Origin of the sequence: Janibacter zhangyanbonis, from assembly GCF_050507325.1 — a bacterium.
GTDB lineage: Bacteria > Actinomycetota > Actinomycetes > Actinomycetales > Dermatophilaceae > Janibacter.
Map to the genome: position 1 here is coordinate 3316801 of NZ_CP191481.1, position 14733 is coordinate 3331533.

The 14733-nt window shown below is 71.7% G+C and carries 17 protein-coding genes; 6 read left to right on the forward strand and 11 right to left on the reverse strand.

From position 1 onward, the window contains the following. Positions 1 to 15: 15 nt before the first annotated feature. Genes ACQBJO_RS16325 through ACQBJO_RS16335 form a run of 3 tightly spaced genes read right to left on the reverse strand, consistent with a single transcriptional unit; the run spans position 16 to position 2369 of the window. Complete coding sequence (locus ACQBJO_RS16325; RefSeq protein ID WP_421007856.1) at positions 16 to 777, reverse strand: alpha/beta hydrolase; 762 nt, start codon at positions 775 to 777, stop codon at positions 16 to 18. Further along, a complete protein-coding gene (locus ACQBJO_RS16330) occupies positions 777 to 2033 on the reverse strand; it encodes a glutaminase (RefSeq protein ID WP_421007855.1) in 1257 nt (418 codons plus the stop codon). Before ACQBJO_RS16330 ends, ACQBJO_RS16325 begins: the two co-directional genes overlap by 1 nt. A 12-nt stretch (positions 2034 to 2045) precedes the next feature. Beyond that, the gene (locus ACQBJO_RS16335) at positions 2046 to 2369 is read right to left on the reverse strand and encodes an Lrp/AsnC ligand binding domain-containing protein (RefSeq protein WP_421007854.1); all 324 of its coding nucleotides are present in this window, start codon (positions 2367 to 2369) and stop codon (positions 2046 to 2048) included. Positions 2370 to 2994: 625 nt separating this feature from the next. Here ACQBJO_RS16335 and ACQBJO_RS16340 point away from each other — a divergent pair. The 3 genes from ACQBJO_RS16340 to ACQBJO_RS16350 all read left to right on the forward strand — a co-directional run bounded on the left by ACQBJO_RS16340 (position 2995) and on the right by ACQBJO_RS16350 (position 4695). Beyond that, entirely contained in the window at positions 2995 to 3387 is a 393-nt protein-coding gene (locus ACQBJO_RS16340; protein WP_421007853.1) for a M20/M25/M40 family metallo-hydrolase, read from the forward strand. 105 nt (positions 3388 to 3492) lie between these two features. Continuing rightward, the gene (locus tag ACQBJO_RS16345; protein ID WP_421007852.1) at positions 3493 to 3873 is read left to right on the forward strand and encodes an MFS transporter; all 381 of its coding nucleotides are present in this window, start codon (positions 3493 to 3495) and stop codon (positions 3871 to 3873) included. A 90-nt stretch (positions 3874 to 3963) separates the two neighbouring features. Then, entirely contained in the window at positions 3964 to 4695 is a 732-nt protein-coding gene (locus tag ACQBJO_RS16350) for an MFS transporter (protein ID WP_421007851.1), read from the forward strand. Positions 4696 to 4774: 79 nt separating this feature from the next. Here ACQBJO_RS16350 and ACQBJO_RS16355 read toward each other — a convergent pair whose 3' ends face one another. Then, on the reverse strand, positions 4775 to 5728 hold the full coding sequence (locus ACQBJO_RS16355) for a hypothetical protein (RefSeq protein WP_421007850.1): 954 nt from the start codon (positions 5726 to 5728) through the stop codon (positions 4775 to 4777). Next, positions 5728 to 6255 (reverse strand): DUF4919 domain-containing protein, encoded by a 528-nt coding sequence (locus ACQBJO_RS16360; protein WP_255184744.1) that lies wholly within the window; start codon positions 6253 to 6255, stop codon positions 5728 to 5730. The genes ACQBJO_RS16355 and ACQBJO_RS16360 overlap by 1 nt, the downstream gene beginning before the upstream one ends. A gap of 155 nt (positions 6256 to 6410) precedes the next feature. Between ACQBJO_RS16360 and ACQBJO_RS16365 the strand changes: the two genes are divergently transcribed. After that, positions 6411 to 6815 carry a hypothetical protein gene (locus ACQBJO_RS16365; protein WP_255184745.1) on the forward strand — a complete coding sequence of 135 codons (405 nt, stop codon included), beginning with the start codon at positions 6411 to 6413 and terminating at the stop codon, positions 6813 to 6815. Between the two features lie 46 nt (positions 6816 to 6861). Here the strand turns inward: ACQBJO_RS16365 and ACQBJO_RS16370 are convergent, their stop codons facing one another. Beyond that, entirely contained in the window at positions 6862 to 7707 is an 846-nt protein-coding gene (locus ACQBJO_RS16370; protein ID WP_421007849.1) for a MerR family transcriptional regulator, read from the reverse strand. 103 nt (positions 7708 to 7810) lie between these two features. Here ACQBJO_RS16370 and ACQBJO_RS16375 point away from each other — a divergent pair, with 103 nt between their 5' ends. Continuing rightward, on the forward strand, positions 7811 to 8218 hold the full coding sequence (locus tag ACQBJO_RS16375; RefSeq protein WP_421007848.1) for a hypothetical protein: 408 nt from the start codon (positions 7811 to 7813) through the stop codon (positions 8216 to 8218). 3 nt (positions 8219 to 8221) lie between these two features. On the opposite strand, the gene ACQBJO_RS16380 is transcribed toward ACQBJO_RS16375, so the two are convergent. Next, a complete protein-coding gene (locus ACQBJO_RS16380) occupies positions 8222 to 9394 on the reverse strand; it encodes an endonuclease (RefSeq protein WP_421007948.1) in 1173 nt (390 codons plus the stop codon). Positions 9395 to 9640: 246 nt separating this feature from the next. Next, positions 9641 to 10678, reverse strand: a complete 1038-nt coding sequence (locus ACQBJO_RS16385) for an NAD(P)-dependent alcohol dehydrogenase (protein ID WP_421007847.1) — start codon at positions 10676 to 10678, stop codon at positions 9641 to 9643. 150 nt (positions 10679 to 10828) lie between these two features. On the opposite strand from ACQBJO_RS16385, the gene ACQBJO_RS16390 reads away from it, so the two are divergent. Next, positions 10829 to 11725: a hypothetical protein gene (locus tag ACQBJO_RS16390; protein WP_421007846.1), complete on the forward strand. Its 897-nt coding sequence runs from the start codon at positions 10829 to 10831 to the stop codon at positions 11723 to 11725. Positions 11726 to 11876: 151 nt separating this feature from the next. On the opposite strand, the gene ACQBJO_RS16395 is transcribed toward ACQBJO_RS16390, so the two are convergent. From ACQBJO_RS16395 to ACQBJO_RS16405, 3 genes are all read right to left on the reverse strand, one after another. After that, on the reverse strand, positions 11877 to 13250 hold the full coding sequence (locus tag ACQBJO_RS16395) for an MBL fold metallo-hydrolase (RefSeq protein ID WP_421007845.1): 1374 nt from the start codon (positions 13248 to 13250) through the stop codon (positions 11877 to 11879). A gap of 11 nt (positions 13251 to 13261) precedes the next feature. After that, the gene (locus tag ACQBJO_RS16400; RefSeq protein ID WP_084449625.1) at positions 13262 to 13849 is read right to left on the reverse strand and encodes a rhodanese-like domain-containing protein; all 588 of its coding nucleotides are present in this window, start codon (positions 13847 to 13849) and stop codon (positions 13262 to 13264) included. A gap of 63 nt (positions 13850 to 13912) precedes the next feature. Further along, positions 13913 to 14725 carry a sulfite exporter TauE/SafE family protein gene (locus ACQBJO_RS16405; protein ID WP_421007844.1) on the reverse strand — a complete coding sequence of 271 codons (813 nt, stop codon included), beginning with the start codon at positions 14723 to 14725 and terminating at the stop codon, positions 13913 to 13915. Positions 14726 to 14733: the final 8 nt, after the last annotated feature.

The following is a 14733-nucleotide window of genomic DNA, read 5'->3' on the forward strand; positions in this document are numbered from 1 at the left end:
TCCTCGGGCCGGCGGTCAGGACAGCGGGTTTCGTCCCGCGTCGGTGCTGCCCTCGAGGGCGGCGACGCCGAGGTCCTGCGTGGCGAATCGGGCGACGACCTCGAGGCACTCGCTCGGCGCCTCCCACAGGTCGTTGTGGGTGCGGCCCGGCACGACGACCCGCTGCGACGACGAGATCCCTCGTGCCAGCTGCTCGCTCATCGCCAGCGGCACGAGGTCGTCACGCTCGCCGTGGACGAGCAGGGTCGGCACGTCGATCCGCTCGAGCAGCGCATCGGTCTCCCAGCGATCGGGGACCAGCTGCCGCGGGAAGACCCGCACGACCCGCTGCACCATCGCGGTCATCGAGGTGAAGGGCGAGACGAGGACGAGGCGGCCACAGCCCTCGTCGTCGTGGAGCAGACCCTGCGCGGCAAGGTGCGCGGCCACCGACGAGCCGAGCGACTCACCCACGAGCACCGTCCGCTCCGCGCGAAGGGAGAGGTGCGCCAGCCCGTCGCGTGCAGCCGCGAGGATCGCCTCCTGGTGCGGACGTCCCGCCGCCGGGCCGTATCCGGGGTACTCCACGGCTGCGAAGCCGAGGCCGTGCCGGGCGAAGAGCCCGGCCAGCGGGCTGATCGACGCCAGGTCGGATCCGTTGCCGTGGAGGTAGACGATCGTGCGACCGCCCTCGGGGGCCGGGGCGTGGACGAGGTGGGCGCCCCCCTTCGTCCTCTCGGCGGGCGGGCCGGCCTCCGGGTCCCACGCGGGGACCGGGTAGATCAGGCGGCGCAGCATCACAGGTCCGCGAACTGCGGCAGCTCGCGTCCGTCGCCCGGGTCGGGCTGAGGGAGGACCTCGTCGGCGTCGGCGAGGTAGACCTCGTGCCCGTCCTGGCGCAGCCGGCGCGCCGTCTCGAGGATCATCCGGCGGCCGACGTCGGTCACCGAGTGCACACCGGTGAGGTCGAGCGCGATGCCCTGCTCCTGCGGCGGGTGCTCGGAGAGCCGGCGCACGACGTGCTCGGCCCCGCTGAAGCCGATCGTGCCGACGAGGTAGTAGACCCGCACCTGCTCGCCGCGGTGATCGATGACCCGGCTGGACTGGATGACCGACCGGGCGGGCGGCGCGACCTTCATGAGGTGCATGCCCATGTCGCGGGAGAGCCGCTCGAAGGTCTCGACGCCACGCACGCTGTTGCCATGGGCGTCGAGCGGCGGGGCGAAGGTCGCCAGACCCGCCTGCCCGGGCATCGCCCCGATGATGCCGCCCCCGACCCCGCTCTTGGCCGGGATGCCGACGGAGGAGACCCAGTCGCCGGCGGAGTCGTACATGCCGCAGGTGAGCATGACCGACATGACGTGGCGGACCTGGGCGCCGGTGAACACCTGCTTGCCGGTCACCGGCTGCACGCCGCCGTTGGCGAGGGTCGCCGCCATGAGCGCGAGGTCGCGCGCGGTGACGAGCACGGCGCACTGGCGTGAATAGGCGCTCACGACCTCCTCCGCCGAGTCGGTGAGGATGCCGTGGCTACGCAGCATGTGGGCGATGGCCAGGTTGCGGTCGGCGGTGGCGACCTCCGAGCGCCACACGTCCTCGTCGACGGACAGCTCACGACCGGCGAGGTCGGACAGGAGCCGGATGATCCGCTCGACCCGCTCGTGGGGCGCGGTGTCGGGCTCGCCGACGAGGGTGTGGGCGGTGATCGCCCCCGCGTTGATCATCGGGTTGCGCGGGCGGCCACTGGCGTCGAGGGAGAGCTCGTCGAAGGGTTCGCCGCTCGGCTCGACGTCGATCCTCTCCAGGACCTGCTCCAGACCGTGGTCGCGCACGGCCAGCCCGTAGACGAAGGCCTTGGAGATCGACTGGATCGTGAACTCGTGCTCGGCGTCGCCGACGGCGTAGACCTCGCCGTCGATCGTCGCGAGCGCGATGCCGAAGCGGTCGGGGTCGACCTTCACCAGCTCGGGGATGTAGGAGGCGGGCTCGCCCCCCTTCGTCGCGGAGCAGGCCTCGGCGACCTCGGTCAGGTAGTCGGGCACGGGAGAACGCATGTCCCGATCCTGTCAGGCAGAGGCGGGCTCGTCACCGATGATCACCGGCTCGACGACCTCGCCCGTGGACCGCCCGCGCGCGTCGATCACCCAGCCGAAGCGCTTGAGGGTGCGCAGCATGACGACGGAGTCGACGAGGGAGAGCCAGGGCAGGCGGTCGCCGAGGAGGCGCTCGAGACGCAGGAGGTCCGACGGCGAGCGCGCCCACACCGACACGAGCAGGTTGCTCTCCCCCGTCGTCGACACGCACAGCCGCAGCTCGGGCAGGGTCGCGAGCGCCGCGACGGTGCGCTCCTTGGCCTCCTCGGGGACCCGCGCCAGCCACGTGCAGTGCAACGCCCAGAGCGTGGGGTCCTGGGCGACCTCGCAGCGGAAGGCGAGCTCACCCGTGGCGATGACGCGCGCGAGGTGGCGCCGGACGGTCGCGGGGTTGCGCCCCGTCCCGCGCCCGATGGCCGCGGCCTCGACCCGACCGTCCGCGCGAGGGCCGCGACGATCGGCCCGGCATCCCGCGGCATCGTCGCGTCGCCGACGGGCACCTGCCGGCGCAGCTCCTCGAAGCGCTCCCGCTGCGCCGGGTCGAGGGACTGCAGGCGCCAGTCACGGCCCTGCCGGTGGATCTGCAGGGCGAGCGAGGTGCGCTGGCGCTGCAGATCGGGCAGGGCGGGCAGCTCGTCGAGGAGATAGCCGGACAGGGCCGTGAGGTCGCGCGCCATGACCGTGACGAGCAGGTCGCGGCCGCGGGCGCTCTGCTCGACCGACAGGGCGCGCGGGTCACGGACGAGGGAACCGAGCACCGACGCCGGAGGAACCATGACCCTGCTGGACGACGCGAGCACGCTGCGCGAGGAGATGACGCGGCTGCGGCGCGACCTGCACCGCGAGCCCGAGATCCCGGACCCGGGACCTGCTCGTCGCCGCCGTCCCCCGCCTCCTCGAGGGCATCGCCCACGCGCACGGCGTGGAGGTCACCGTCTCCGTCGAGGGCGAGTACCCCGTGACGGTCAACGACGTCGACGAGACGCACTTCGCCGCGACGACGATCACCGAGCTGCTCGGCGAGGGGCGCGGCGAGGAGATGGCCCACCCGCTCACCGGGTCCGAGGACTTCTCCCGGGTCCTCGACGAGGTGCCCGGCAGCTTCATCGGCCTCGGCGCCACCCCTGCCGGCGCCGACCCGGGCACCGCCCCCTACAACCACAGCCCGCACGCCGTCTTCGACGACTCGGTCCTGCCCGACGGCGCCGCCCTGCTCGCCGAGCTCGCCAGCCGCCGGCTCGCGAGCGTGCCCGCCACGCCGGCCCCGCCAACCGCGCCCACCTCACCCATCGCATCCACCAGGAGCACGTCATGACCGCCAGCGCCGCCACGCCCGCACCCGTCGGGCCCACACCCGCAGCGCCCGTGCCTGCCGCCGGGCCAAGACCGTCGTCGGCACCGGCGTCGGCAATGCCCTCGAGTGGTTCGACTGGGGGATCTTCGCGATCCTCTCCCCTTCTTCACGACCCAGTTCCTCAACTCCGACGACCCGGTGTCGGCCTTCCTGTCGACGCTGATCGTCTTCGCGGTGGGCTTCGCCGCCCGACCCTTCGGCGGCTTCCTCTTCGGCTGGCTCTCCGACGTGCGCGGCCGTCGCTTCGCCATGGCCGCGACCGTCGGCGCCGCCGCGGCCGGCAGCATCCTCATCGCCGCCGCCCCGACCTACGGGCAGATCGGCGTCCTCGCGTCCGTGGTCCTCGTGCTCGCCCGGCTCGTCCAGGGTCTGGCGCACGGCGGCGAGCTGCCGTCCGCGCAGACCTACGTCTCGGAGTTCGCCGGCCGGCACGACCGCCGCCTGTAGGCGAGCCTGATCTACCTCTCCGGGACCATCGGCAACGTCCTCGGCGTCATCGTCGGCAGCGTCCTCACCGGCCTGCTGACGACCCCGCAGATGGAGTCCTTCGGGTGGCGCATCCCCTTCGTCATCGGTGGCCTCTTCGGCATCTACGCGCTCGTCATGCGCAGCCGGATGCACGAGACGGAGCACTTCGAGGCCGAGCCCGCCGTCGACGAGGGCCCGAGCATCTGGGCCGAGGTCTGGACCCACCGGGCCTCGGCGGCCAAGGTCATCGGCCTGACGGTCGGCCTGACCGTCGCCTTCTACACGTGGGCCATCGCCGCGCCCGCCCACGCGATCGCGACCCTCGGCATCGACGCCCAGTCGGCCCTGTGGGCGGGCGTCGTCGCCAACCTCGTCTTCATCGCCGTGCTGCCCCTGTGGGGCCGCCTGTCCGACCGCATCGGCCGCAAGCCGGTCTTCGCCGCGAGCGGACTGGGCATGGCGGCGGTCTCCTTCCCCATCAACGCCTACCTGCAGGACTCGGCCGTGCAGCTGGCCGTGTCGATGAGCGTCGCGCTCGTCTTCATCGCCGCGGCGGCCGCGATCCTCCCGGCGGTCTTCGCCGAGATGTTCCCCACCCGCATCCGCACCATCGGCGCCGGCATCCCCTACTCGATCGCCGTCGCCCTCTTCGGCGGCACCGCGCCCTACCTGCAGACCTGGCTGGGCACCGAGGTCGGGCCGCGCGCCTTCGTCACCTACTCGGTGGTGCTGCTGCTCGTCTCCGCCGCGGTCGTGCTCACGATGCAGGAGACCAAGGGCAAGGACCTGCTCGAGTCCTGACCACGACGAAGGGGGTGACCCACCGCAGGACGCGGCGGGTCACCCCCTTCGTGCGGCTGGGTCAGGCCAAGCGATGGCCTTATCCGAAGATGTCGTCGAGGACCTCCTTGATCCGCTTGTTGGCCTCGTCCGTGCGCTGTCCGGTCTCGAGCAGTTCGTCAGCCTCGTCTGGCGAAAGACCCTCGACGCCTTCGCTACCCTCGGCCCGCGCGTCCCTCTCGACGGGCTGGTCGAAGTACCCGTCGAAGTCCTTCTTGGGGTCGACGTAGTTGCCGGGAAGTGAGTTTTCCTCCCACTCCTGGACCTGCTCGTGGGTCACTCCGTCGGGATAGCTGTCCTGGCCCGTGGCCGCGTCGATGGCTCGCTCGATGGCACTGGGCTGGTTGTGCCTCATCTCGGACTGACCCGCGTGCCTCATCTCGTGGTAGATGGTGTGCAACATCATCGGGTCGTCCATGTTGCCTGCGTTGATCTTGATCGAGTACGTGCCGTCACCGTTGTCGATGGACACGCCGTTGGAGGTGAAGTTTGGGTCGTCGACCCAGATGATGCTGGGTGTCGGCTCGATGCCATACTTCTCCGCCTCACGCCGGACGATCTCGCGGAAGATGGCTTCGCGCTCCTCGGTCGTGTAGCTCTCCCACTTGTCGGTCATGCCGTCCTGGAGCTCGCCGTAGTCAGCGGCGTCGCGCGACTGGCCCTCTTCGAAGAGACCCGGGGACGTTCCACCGCTCCGCCCGCCGGAGCGCACCGCGCCTTCGCTGACACCATCCTGCTCGTCGGCCTGTGCCACGGCCGTCTTGCCCATGGCCGCGACCAGAGCGGCGGCCTGGGTGAGGCAGCGGTCAGCAGGGGGCCAGGCCCCGTGGGCGAAGGCCTCGAGATCCTGTCCGGACCAGTTGTCCAGCAAAGTCGCGAGCAGCCCGCGCCCCTGGGTCGCCAGCTCTTCCAAGGAGCGTGAGCTGGCGATCAGCTGCCCACCGACCTCCCGCAGTCGAGCGGTGTCCGACCCATGGGTGATGCCGCCCGCCATCAGAGCTCACCCCCGAGGCTGCGCGCGTCTTCGAGCGCGAACCAGACACGGCCCCCCGCAGCGTCCTCGTGACCATCGAGGACTCGGCCATCGGCCTGAAGCACCGCCTGCTGCACCGGCCGGATGTTCTTTGCCCTGAGGACGTCGTACTCATCCGCGACTCGCAGGACCGACCACGGTCGCTCCCGGGTCCCGTCCCCGGTCGACAGGATCGAGGTGATCGACAGCTGTGCCATCAGTCGCTCGCGCCGGGCAGCCGCCTCGTCTCCCACCTCCTCGAAGGCCGATGCGAGCACGGCGTGCGCCCGCGGGTTCAGCGCTGCCCCAGGCATCTTGCCCGTCAGCGCACGGATGGTGTCGCTGGCCCGTCCGTCGTCGAGCGAGGTGCCGACCACGGCTGCAACGTCCAGATCCGGGTCGAAGGTGGGCGAACCCCTGACGACGGAACGCAGCTCCCGGAGCCGTTCTGGTTGCGGGTCGTGGACGTAGGCCCCCACCAAGTCGGTCAACGTGGTCGCGCCTGTCACGTGAGTGTCCCCCTGGATCCCGTCCGAAGCCCTGATTGCGGTCGACCCTAGGGTAAGACCCCCTGCAGTGGTCGATGGGGAGCTCTCCCCTGTGGAGCAACTGCGGCTACACATACGGTGGTCAAGGACCATCGCCCATCAGCCGAGGAGCCACCATGCTCGTTGTCCTGCGCGCCGTGTCGGTTGTGACCGCCCTGGCACTCACCGTGACTGGGTGCTCCGCCGATCCAGGGAGCAGCATGAACATTGAGGTGTCGACCGCCTTCCACGGAGACGGCTCTGCCAAGGACACCGATCCGACGATCACCCGGATCAGCGCGAGCCCAGGCGAGGTCGCAACGATCGACCATGCCGGCGACACGGTACAGATCACCGTGGACTCGACATCCGAGTCGGCGGTGGAGATCTCCACGGACCGCCGGCTGGCCAAGCGAGTCGACGGTGGTCGTGATCTGCGCAACCTCGAGGACAAGTTCACCGTCAGCACGGACAGTCCCCTGCACATCTCCACGCCGTCGCTCGATGGATACACGGAGTACGAGGTCACCTTGGTTCCATGAGCCTCGCCCCTCGCTCCACGCGAAGCGAGGGGCCCCAGCGGCTGGGTCAGGCCAACGGCACGCACACCTCGGTGACGAGGTCCTCCGGCGCGGCGGCCTGCGAGGGGTCGACGAGATAGCGGTTGAAGCCGAGGACGGCGATGTCGTCGTCGACGCCGGAGCGCGGGGCGAGGGTCAGCCCCTCGGACCGGACCAGCTCGTCGATGCGCGTGTGCGCCTCGCTGATCAGCGTGTACGGCCCCTCGACGTGGGCGAGGACGACCTCCTGCTCGGGCAGCTCGTGCACCTCGAGGGGCGCCTGCGCGGTGGCGCCGGGGGGCACGGGCAGCCAGATCGACAGGGTCGGGTCGACCTCGCGGTACTCGGGGTCGTGCTCGAAGACGCCGCACGGACCGGTGGGCGTCAGCCCCTGGCGCCCGAGCTCGGGCAGGAGCCGCTCCCACAGGCGCCCCTCCTGGTCGTAGGCGGGGACGGTGCCGCGCAGGGCGACGACGGTGCGGGCGGGGACGGTCGTGCGGGTGACGGTGATGGTGGACATGGCAGTGCCTTCCTGGTCGAGGAGCTGGTCGATGAGTGCCAGCCGCTCCTTGGCCGCGCGCAGCTCGTCGCCGAGGGACTCCCGCTGCAGGGCGAGTGCCTGCCGGTAGCTCTCGGTGCCGTGGGCGGCGAGGAGGACCGAGATGGCGGACACCGTGAATCCCACGTCGCGCAGCCGCCGCACGTGGGCGGCCTCGGCGAGCTGCTCCGGCGCGTAGCGGCGGTAGCCGGAGGCGGCGTCCACGTCGGCGGGCACGAGGATCCCGTGCTCGCCGTAGTGACGCAGCATCCGCACGCTGAGCCGCGACCTGGAGGAGAAGTCGCCGATCGCCATGAGGTCCGGGGTGTCGGTCATGGGCACCACCCTGACGCCTCACACGGTGTGAGGGTCAAGACCTCCGTGGGAACCGCGAGGCGCTCCCGCCCGTCCCATCCACGACACCGACCCAGGAGCGACCATGACCCGGCGACACCTCACCCTCACGACGGCCCTCGCCCTGCTGCTGCCCCTCGGTGGGTGCGGGGTGCTCGACCGGGACCAGGAGCCGGTCCCGCTGACGATCACGGCGAGCGACTGGAACGGCTGGGACCCCGACCACGAGTCGACCGACACGACGACCGAGGTCGAGGCGGTCGAGGGCCAGACCCTCCGCGTCGACGACGACCTCGAGATCACCTTCACCGACGTCGACGACGACGAGGTCGAGATCCGCACGGCGGACGCGATGTCGCCGGCCGACGAGGGCGGCGGGATCGACCTGCTCGACCCGGAGCACGACTTCACCGTCGAGCGCGGGACCCCGCTGAGGCTCGCCACCCCGACGACGGACGCCGGCACGAGCTACCGGCTGGAGCTCACCGACTGAGGGTCACCAGATCGACTCGACCCACTCCGGGTGGTCGATGAAGGGGTTGCGGTTGCCCTGCCAGTTGTCGAAGATCCGCTCGTTGCGCCGCTGCTCGAAGGCGTCCGGCGGGTCCTGCTGGCTCCACTGCTTGAGGACCGACAGCCGCCCCATGTAGGGGTTGGACCCGTTGTTCACCTGGTCGTTGACCTCGAGGTCGACCATGTCGCCGGCCTCGTAGCGCACGGCCATGTAGAAGATCATCCGGGCGACGTCGCCCTTGACCGCGTCGCGCGGCTCCCACGAGTCGCTGTCGGCGTAGTTGCCCGGGGCCTCGTCGTTCTCGCTGCCGCCGTTGTCGAAGTCGAGGTTGCCGCGGTCGCTGTTGACCGTGACGTCGGTCGGGCGCAGGTGGTGCAGGTCGGTGCCCGGGCCGTTGGACGTGCCGAAGTCGCCGTGGCTCTTGGCCCAGACGTGCTCGCGGTTCCAGTTGTCGGCGTCGCCGCCGTTGTTCGACTTCGGCGAGCTCGTGCCCTTGTAGAGCAGGACGACGTTGTTGGTGTTCTGCGGGTCCTCGTCGACGTCCTTGATGCCGTCCCAGACCTGGTCGTACGACAGGACCCGGTTGTTGCTGATGATGTCGTGGAGCTTCGACTTCAGGGCCGCGCCGGTCAGGCCCGCGGTGCCGTCGTAGTAGCTGCCGGGGTCGGTCGGCTCGCCCGGGTCACCGGGGTCCTCCGGGTCCTCGGGGGTGGTCCCGTCGGCCAGGCCGATGGCACTCGTGCCGGTCATCCCGGGGTGGGAGAAGTAGCTGGCGAGGGCCCCGGTGACGTCGACCTGCTGGCCCATGAGGTCCGGGTTGGAGGCCAGGCCCCACTGGGCGCGCAGGGCCGAGGGCACCTGCACGTAGAGGATCTTCGAGGTGTCGCCCTCCCCCTTCGTCGCCGCGATCGCGATGGCGTAGTCGTTGGGGAAGCCGCTCGTCACGACCCGGTCGGTCGCGGTCGGCTGGCCGACGACGTGGCCGCGGACGGTCTGGGTGGACCCGTCCTGCCGGGAGAGGGCGTCGGCGACCGAGAGCGCGGCGGCGGACTGAACCGCAGCGGCGCCGGTCGTCTGGGTGACGGCCTGCGAAGGGAGGATCGGGACGGCGACGAGGGCGACGGCGGCGGTGGTGCCGGCGAGTCGACGGAGCATGCGGGACACGGGCGGACCTCACGGGGTGGGTGAAGGGGGTCGCGCCCATGTTCGCGACCCCCTTCGGTCCGCGGGTGAACGATAGGTCAGGACCGGGTCGCAGTTCTCTCCCGGTCCTCCCTGAAGCCCCGCACTCGTCAGGACTCGAGGGACCCCGGCGTGCACAAGAGGTCGTCCTGGTGCATCTCGTGACGTTCGTCTGCCGCGAGAGGCCTCAGGACGACCTCTTGTGCTCGGGGGTGCGACTCAGATCGTCGCGGCGTCGATGACGAAGCGGTAGCGCACGTCGGAGGCGACGACGCGGTCCCAGGCCTCGTTGACCTTGTCGGCCGGGATGACCTCGATCTTGGCGCCGATGCCCTTCTCTGCACAGAAGTCGAGCATCTCCTGGGTGCCGGGGATGCCGCCGATGTTGGAGCCGGCGAGCGCCTTGCTGCCTCCGATGAGGGCGAAGGCCGGGACCTCGAAGGGCTCGGCCGGGGCGCCGACGTTGACCAGGGTGCCCTCGGGGGCGAGCAGCGAGAGGTACTTCTTGATCGGCAGGTCGGCGCTGACCGTGTTGAGGATGAGGTCGAACTTCCCGCGCAGGTCGGTGAAGGTCTCGTCGTCGCTCGTCGCCCGGTAGTCGGTGGCGCCGAGCGCGAGGCCGTCCTCCTGCTTCTTCAGCGACTGCGAGAGCACCGTGACCTCGGCGCCGAGGGCGACGGCCAGCTGGACGCCCATGTGCCCGAGCCCGCCGAGACCGACGACCGCGACCTTGGAGCCCTCGCGCACACCCCAGCGGCGCAGCGGCGTCCAGGTCGTGATGCCGGCGCACAGCAGCGGGGCCGCGACGTCGAGCTCGATGCCCTCGGGGATCTTCAGCGCGAAGTCGGCGTCGACGACGACGTGCGTCGAGTAGCCACCCTGCGTGATCGTGCCGTCGCGATCGGTCGCGTTGTACGTGCCGATCGCGTCGGGGCAGTACTGCTCGTTGCCCGCCCGGCAGGCATCGCACTCGCCGCAGGAGTTCACGAGGCAGCCGACGCCCACGCGGTCACCGACGGCGTGCTTGGTCACCTCGGAGCCGACCTCGGCGACGACACCGGCGATCTCGTGGCCGACGACGATCGGGTAGTGCACGTCGCCCCACTCGGCCCGGGCCGTGTGGATGTCGCTGTGGCAGATGCCGGCGTAGGCGATCTCGATGAGGACGTCGTTGGGGCCGACGTCTCGACGCTCGATGGTCGTCGCAGTCAGGGGTTCGGTGGCGGACGGGGCCGCCCAGGCCTTCACAGTGCGCACGGGGCGCTCCTCTCGAGTGGACGAAGGGGGAACCCCCTCAGTCAACTCCTGCACCCCCTTCGTCACCAAACGCAGGCGGGTGCCTGCCCCACGGACGAAGGGGGGTCCACACCCTGTCGCCGAGCCTCACCCGACCGGTGGGATGGGGAGGTGACCACGACGACCGCACCCCGCGCCCTCCCGTGGCCCCTCGTCCTCGCGATGGTGGCCGTGACGCCCTACCTGACGCTCAAGCTGCTGTGGCTCACCGGCTCGCCGATCGGCCTGACCGAGGCCGCGACGGAGACGATGCGCTCGACCCGCTTCGTCGTGGGCAACCTCGTCACCGTCGGCCTCGAGCTCGTCGCGCTCGGCCTGGCCTGGTCGCTCACCCGACCCTGGGCAGATCGACTGCCCGCACGGCTCTTCGCCCTGCTCGCCGCCGGCGCGAGCGGGCTGCTCGCGCCGATCCTGCTGGGCATGCTGCTCGGTCAGGTCGTCGAGACGATCGCCCACGGACGCCCGTCCGTGGAGGGCGAGGGGATGGCGGCCTGGGTCTTCGGGTGCGTCTACGGCGGGTTCACCCTGCTCGGTGTCGCCCTGGCCGTGCTCCTGTGCCGGTACGCCGACGGCCGGTGGGGCGCCAGCTTCGCCAGCCCTCCGCGGGTGCAGCGCCGCCTGACCTTCGCCCTCGGCGCGGTGACGGTCCTCCCCTTCGCCCTGGCGATGGGGTGGTGGGGTGTGGCCGGCCCCGGTGACGCGGGACCGCAGGGGATGGAGGCGCCGGTCCAGCGCACGGTCCTCGTCGTCAGCGGGCTGCTGGCGCTCGCCGCCGTCGTCGCCCCGTCGGCGCGCCTGGCCGTCCCACCGCAGCGCGGTCGGCTCCCTCACCTCGTCGTGTGGGTCGGCTGCTGCACGGCCGCGCTGCAGGGCCCGACCCAGCTGCTGCTCGCCCACGGCGGGACCATCCAGCCCGCCGTCGCGGCCATCACCCTGCTCGCGACGCCCGGCGCGCTCGCCGTCCTCGCGGGCGTCCACGGCGACCTTCGATCGGTGGGTGCCCGATGATCCCGAGACCTTCGAGCTGATCCTCCTCGCACGGACGGCCCGGGGCCTCGCCACCACCATTCCGCACTTCAACGGCCCGGGCACCGGACGACAAGCGGCTCCTGCGCTACGTCACGGGACGTAGCGCAGGAGCCGTGGGCGCACCTCGGACTCAGGCGTCGACGGTCTGCTGCTCCCAGGCCGCGTACCCACCGACGAGGTCGGTGACGTCCGTGTGGCCGACCGAGCGCAGCAGGCTCGCCGCGACGGACGAGCGCCACCCGCCGGCGCAGTGCACGAGCAGCGGACGGTCGGTCGGCAGCTCGTCGTGGCGGCGGGCGAGCTCGGCCAGGGGGATGTGGACGGCGCCGGGGATGACCTGCCCGTCGGCGCGCTCGCCGGCATTGCGCACGTCGACGACGACGGTCTGCTCGGGCAGCGCCGCGAGATCGGCGACCTCGGTGCGCTCGCTCGTCGTCATGAGGGGGGCGAGCGGACCGTCGAGCGTGAGCGGCGCGGCGACGTGGCCGACGACCGCGTCGTGGCCGATCCGCCCCATCCGCAGCGCCGCCTCGGCCGCCCGGCCCTCGGGCGCCACGAGGAGGACCTCGGCGGCGTGGTCGACGACGGTGCCGACCGTCTCGGCGAAGCGGCCGTCGAGGCCGACGTTGACCGAGCCCGCGAGGTGCCCGCGGGCGAAGTCCTCGGGCGAGCGGGCGTCAACGACGGTGACGCCGCCGGCGATCGCGGCGGCCACCTCGGCCGGCGTGAAGGGGACGACCGACTGCCCGGGCTCGAGCAGGTCGCGCTGGCGCAGGTTGAGCATGGCATCGACCTGGAAGTACGCGGGCGCGGAAGGTTGGCCGGTCGTCACCATTCCGATGAAGTCCTCGACCGACATCTCCGCAGCAAAGGGATTGCTCGCGCGCTGCGCCGCGATCGTCGACTCGAGCTCGTCGGAGAGCCCACGGCCGCAGGAGGACCCGGCACCGTGCGCCGGCATGACCTTGGTCTCGTCGGGCAGCGGGAGCAGCACGTCGTGGAGGGTGTGGTGCATCGCCGTGGCGAGGTCCTCGGCGGTGGAGCCGTCGGAGACGACGAGGTCGGGCCGGCCGACGCCGCCGATGAAGAGCGAGTCGCCGGTGAGCACCGCGTGCGGGACGCCGCGCTCGTGCACGAGGACGCTGATCGACTCCCACGTGTGACCGGGGGTCTCGAGGATCTCGAGGGTGACCTCGTCACCGAGCTCGATGCGGTCGCGCCCGGCGAGGGTGCGCACCTCGAACTCGGCGCGCTCGGCCGCCGTCGGCCCGTAGCCGATCCACGCGCCGGTCGCTGCGGCCAGCTCGAGGTGACCGGCGACGAAGTCGGCGTGGACGTGCGTGTTGATGACCCCGACGATCGTCAGGTCGTGCGCCGCGGCGTCGGCGAGGTACTGCTGGATGTCGCGCTGGGGGTCGACGACGACGGCGCGGCGGCTCCCTTCGTCGGCGATGAGGTAGGAGCCGTGCGAGAGGCAGCCGAGGTAGTACTGGGTGAGGATCATGTCGGTCTCCTTCAGTTCCGGCCGCCGCGCAGCTGCGCGAAGACGGCCTCGGGGGTGGGCTCGTGGCGACGGTTGTGGGGCATGCGCGAGAGGAGCGCGCCCATCGCGCAGGTGTTGGTCAGGGCGGCGCCGGTGAGGCCGGCGCCGATGCCCGCGGAGAGCCACTTGGCCTGCGGGACGACGGTGCTCGCAAGGATGCCGGTGAGGACGATCGAGCCGGCGACGAGGCGGACCTGGCGCTCGAGGTCCCAGCCCCCTTCGCCCGCGACGACGTCTCCACCGGCGCTCTCCCACGCGGTGATGCCGCCGTCGAGGACGTGCAGGTGGTCCGTCCCGGTATCGGCCAGGGCGCTCTCGGCCCGGGAGGCGCGCGCGCCCGAGCGGCACACGAGGACGACGTCGTCGTCGAGGTGCTCGGCCAGCTCGCGGCGGTGCTCCTCGAGGAGCGGCAGCGGCACGTTGTAGGAGCCGGGGATGTGCGACGCGGCGAACTCCGCCGGCGTGCGCACGTCGACGAGACGCGGGCCAGCCGGCTCGGCGAGCCAGTCCCGCAGGTCGGTCGCGGTGAGGGTCATGGGGCGGGTGGTGACGGTGGTCATGGGTTCCTTTGATCGGGGATGGACGAAGGGGAGGTCAGTCGGGTTGGTCGGGGGCAGGTTGCGTCAGGCGAGCAGCCCGGGGAGGGCCTGCGCGGCGGTGAGGGCCGCGACGCCCAGGACGAGGACCGCGAAGGCCTTGGAGAGGCGCTGCGCGGGGATGCGGTCGGCGACGCGGCTGCCGAGGAGGCTGCCGACGACCGCCGCCGCGGCGAAGCCGAGGATCAGCGGCCAGTCGAGCTCGCCGGCGCCGTGCTGGAAGCGGGCGACGAGGGAGGTCGCGCTGTTGACGGCGATGACGAGCAGGGAGGTGCCCACGGCGACCGGCATCGGGAAGCCGAGGACCATGACGAGCGCCGGCACGACCACGAAGCCGCCGCCGACACCGAGGAAGCCGGTGAGGAGTCCGACGAGGCTCGCAGCCACGACGAGCTTGAGCAGCCGCGGGCAGGCGCAGGTCACGGGGTTGAGGGTGAGGATCGGCTCGTGCGGCCGGAGGTCGGGCTCCGGGCGCGTGCCGCGACGGAGCATGAGCACCGCCACGACCGTCATGAGAACCGCGAAGGCGGTCATGAGGACGTCGGGCTCGACCGCACGCGAGGCCGCGGACCCGGCGACCGCGCCGAGGACCCCGAGGAGGCCGAAGGTCAGCCCCTGCCCGAGGCGCACCCGGCCGGCCCGGTGGTGGGCCGGCAGGGAGAGCACCGAGGTGATGCCGACGATGATCAACGAGCTCGTCGTCGCCGCGACCGGCCCCTGGCCGAGCAGGTGGACGAGCACGGGCACGGCGAGGATCGAGCCGCCTCCGCCGAGGGCGCCCAGGGCGAGGCCGATGGCCAGCCCGAGCGGGATCACGGCAAGGAGTGCGGCGGTGTGCATGGCTCGAG

Bases quoted from the DNA above. Each gene is read 5' to 3' on its own strand.
- ACQBJO_RS16325 (WP_421007856.1), bottom strand. From the start codon at position 777: ATGCTGCGCCGCCTGATCTACCCGGTCCCCGCGTGGGACCCGGAGGCC.
- ACQBJO_RS16330 (WP_421007855.1), bottom strand. From the start codon at position 2,033: ATGCGTTCTCCCGTGCCCGACTACCTGACCGAGGTCGCCGAGGCCTGC.
- ACQBJO_RS16350 (WP_421007851.1), top strand. From the start codon at position 3,964: ATGGAGTCCTTCGGGTGGCGCATCCCCTTCGTCATCGGTGGCCTCTTC.
- ACQBJO_RS16355 (WP_421007850.1), bottom strand. From the start codon at position 5,728: ATGGCGGGCGGCATCACCCATGGGTCGGACACCGCTCGACTGCGGGAG.
- ACQBJO_RS16365 (WP_255184745.1), top strand. From the start codon at position 6,411: ATGCTCGTTGTCCTGCGCGCCGTGTCGGTTGTGACCGCCCTGGCACTC.
- ACQBJO_RS16370 (WP_421007849.1), bottom strand. From the start codon at position 7,707: ATGACCGACACCCCGGACCTCATGGCGATCGGCGACTTCTCCTCCAGG.
- ACQBJO_RS16375 (WP_421007848.1), top strand. From the start codon at position 7,811: ATGACCCGGCGACACCTCACCCTCACGACGGCCCTCGCCCTGCTGCTG.
- ACQBJO_RS16380 (WP_421007948.1), bottom strand. From the start codon at position 9,394: ATGCTCCGTCGACTCGCCGGCACCACCGCCGCCGTCGCCCTCGTCGCC.
- ACQBJO_RS16395 (WP_421007845.1), bottom strand. From the start codon at position 13,250: ATGATCCTCACCCAGTACTACCTCGGCTGCCTCTCGCACGGCTCCTAC.
- ACQBJO_RS16400 (WP_084449625.1), bottom strand. From the start codon at position 13,849: ATGACCACCGTCACCACCCGCCCCATGACCCTCACCGCGACCGACCTG.
- ACQBJO_RS16405 (WP_421007844.1), bottom strand. From the start codon at position 14,725: ATGCACACCGCCGCACTCCTTGCCGTGATCCCGCTCGGGCTGGCCATC.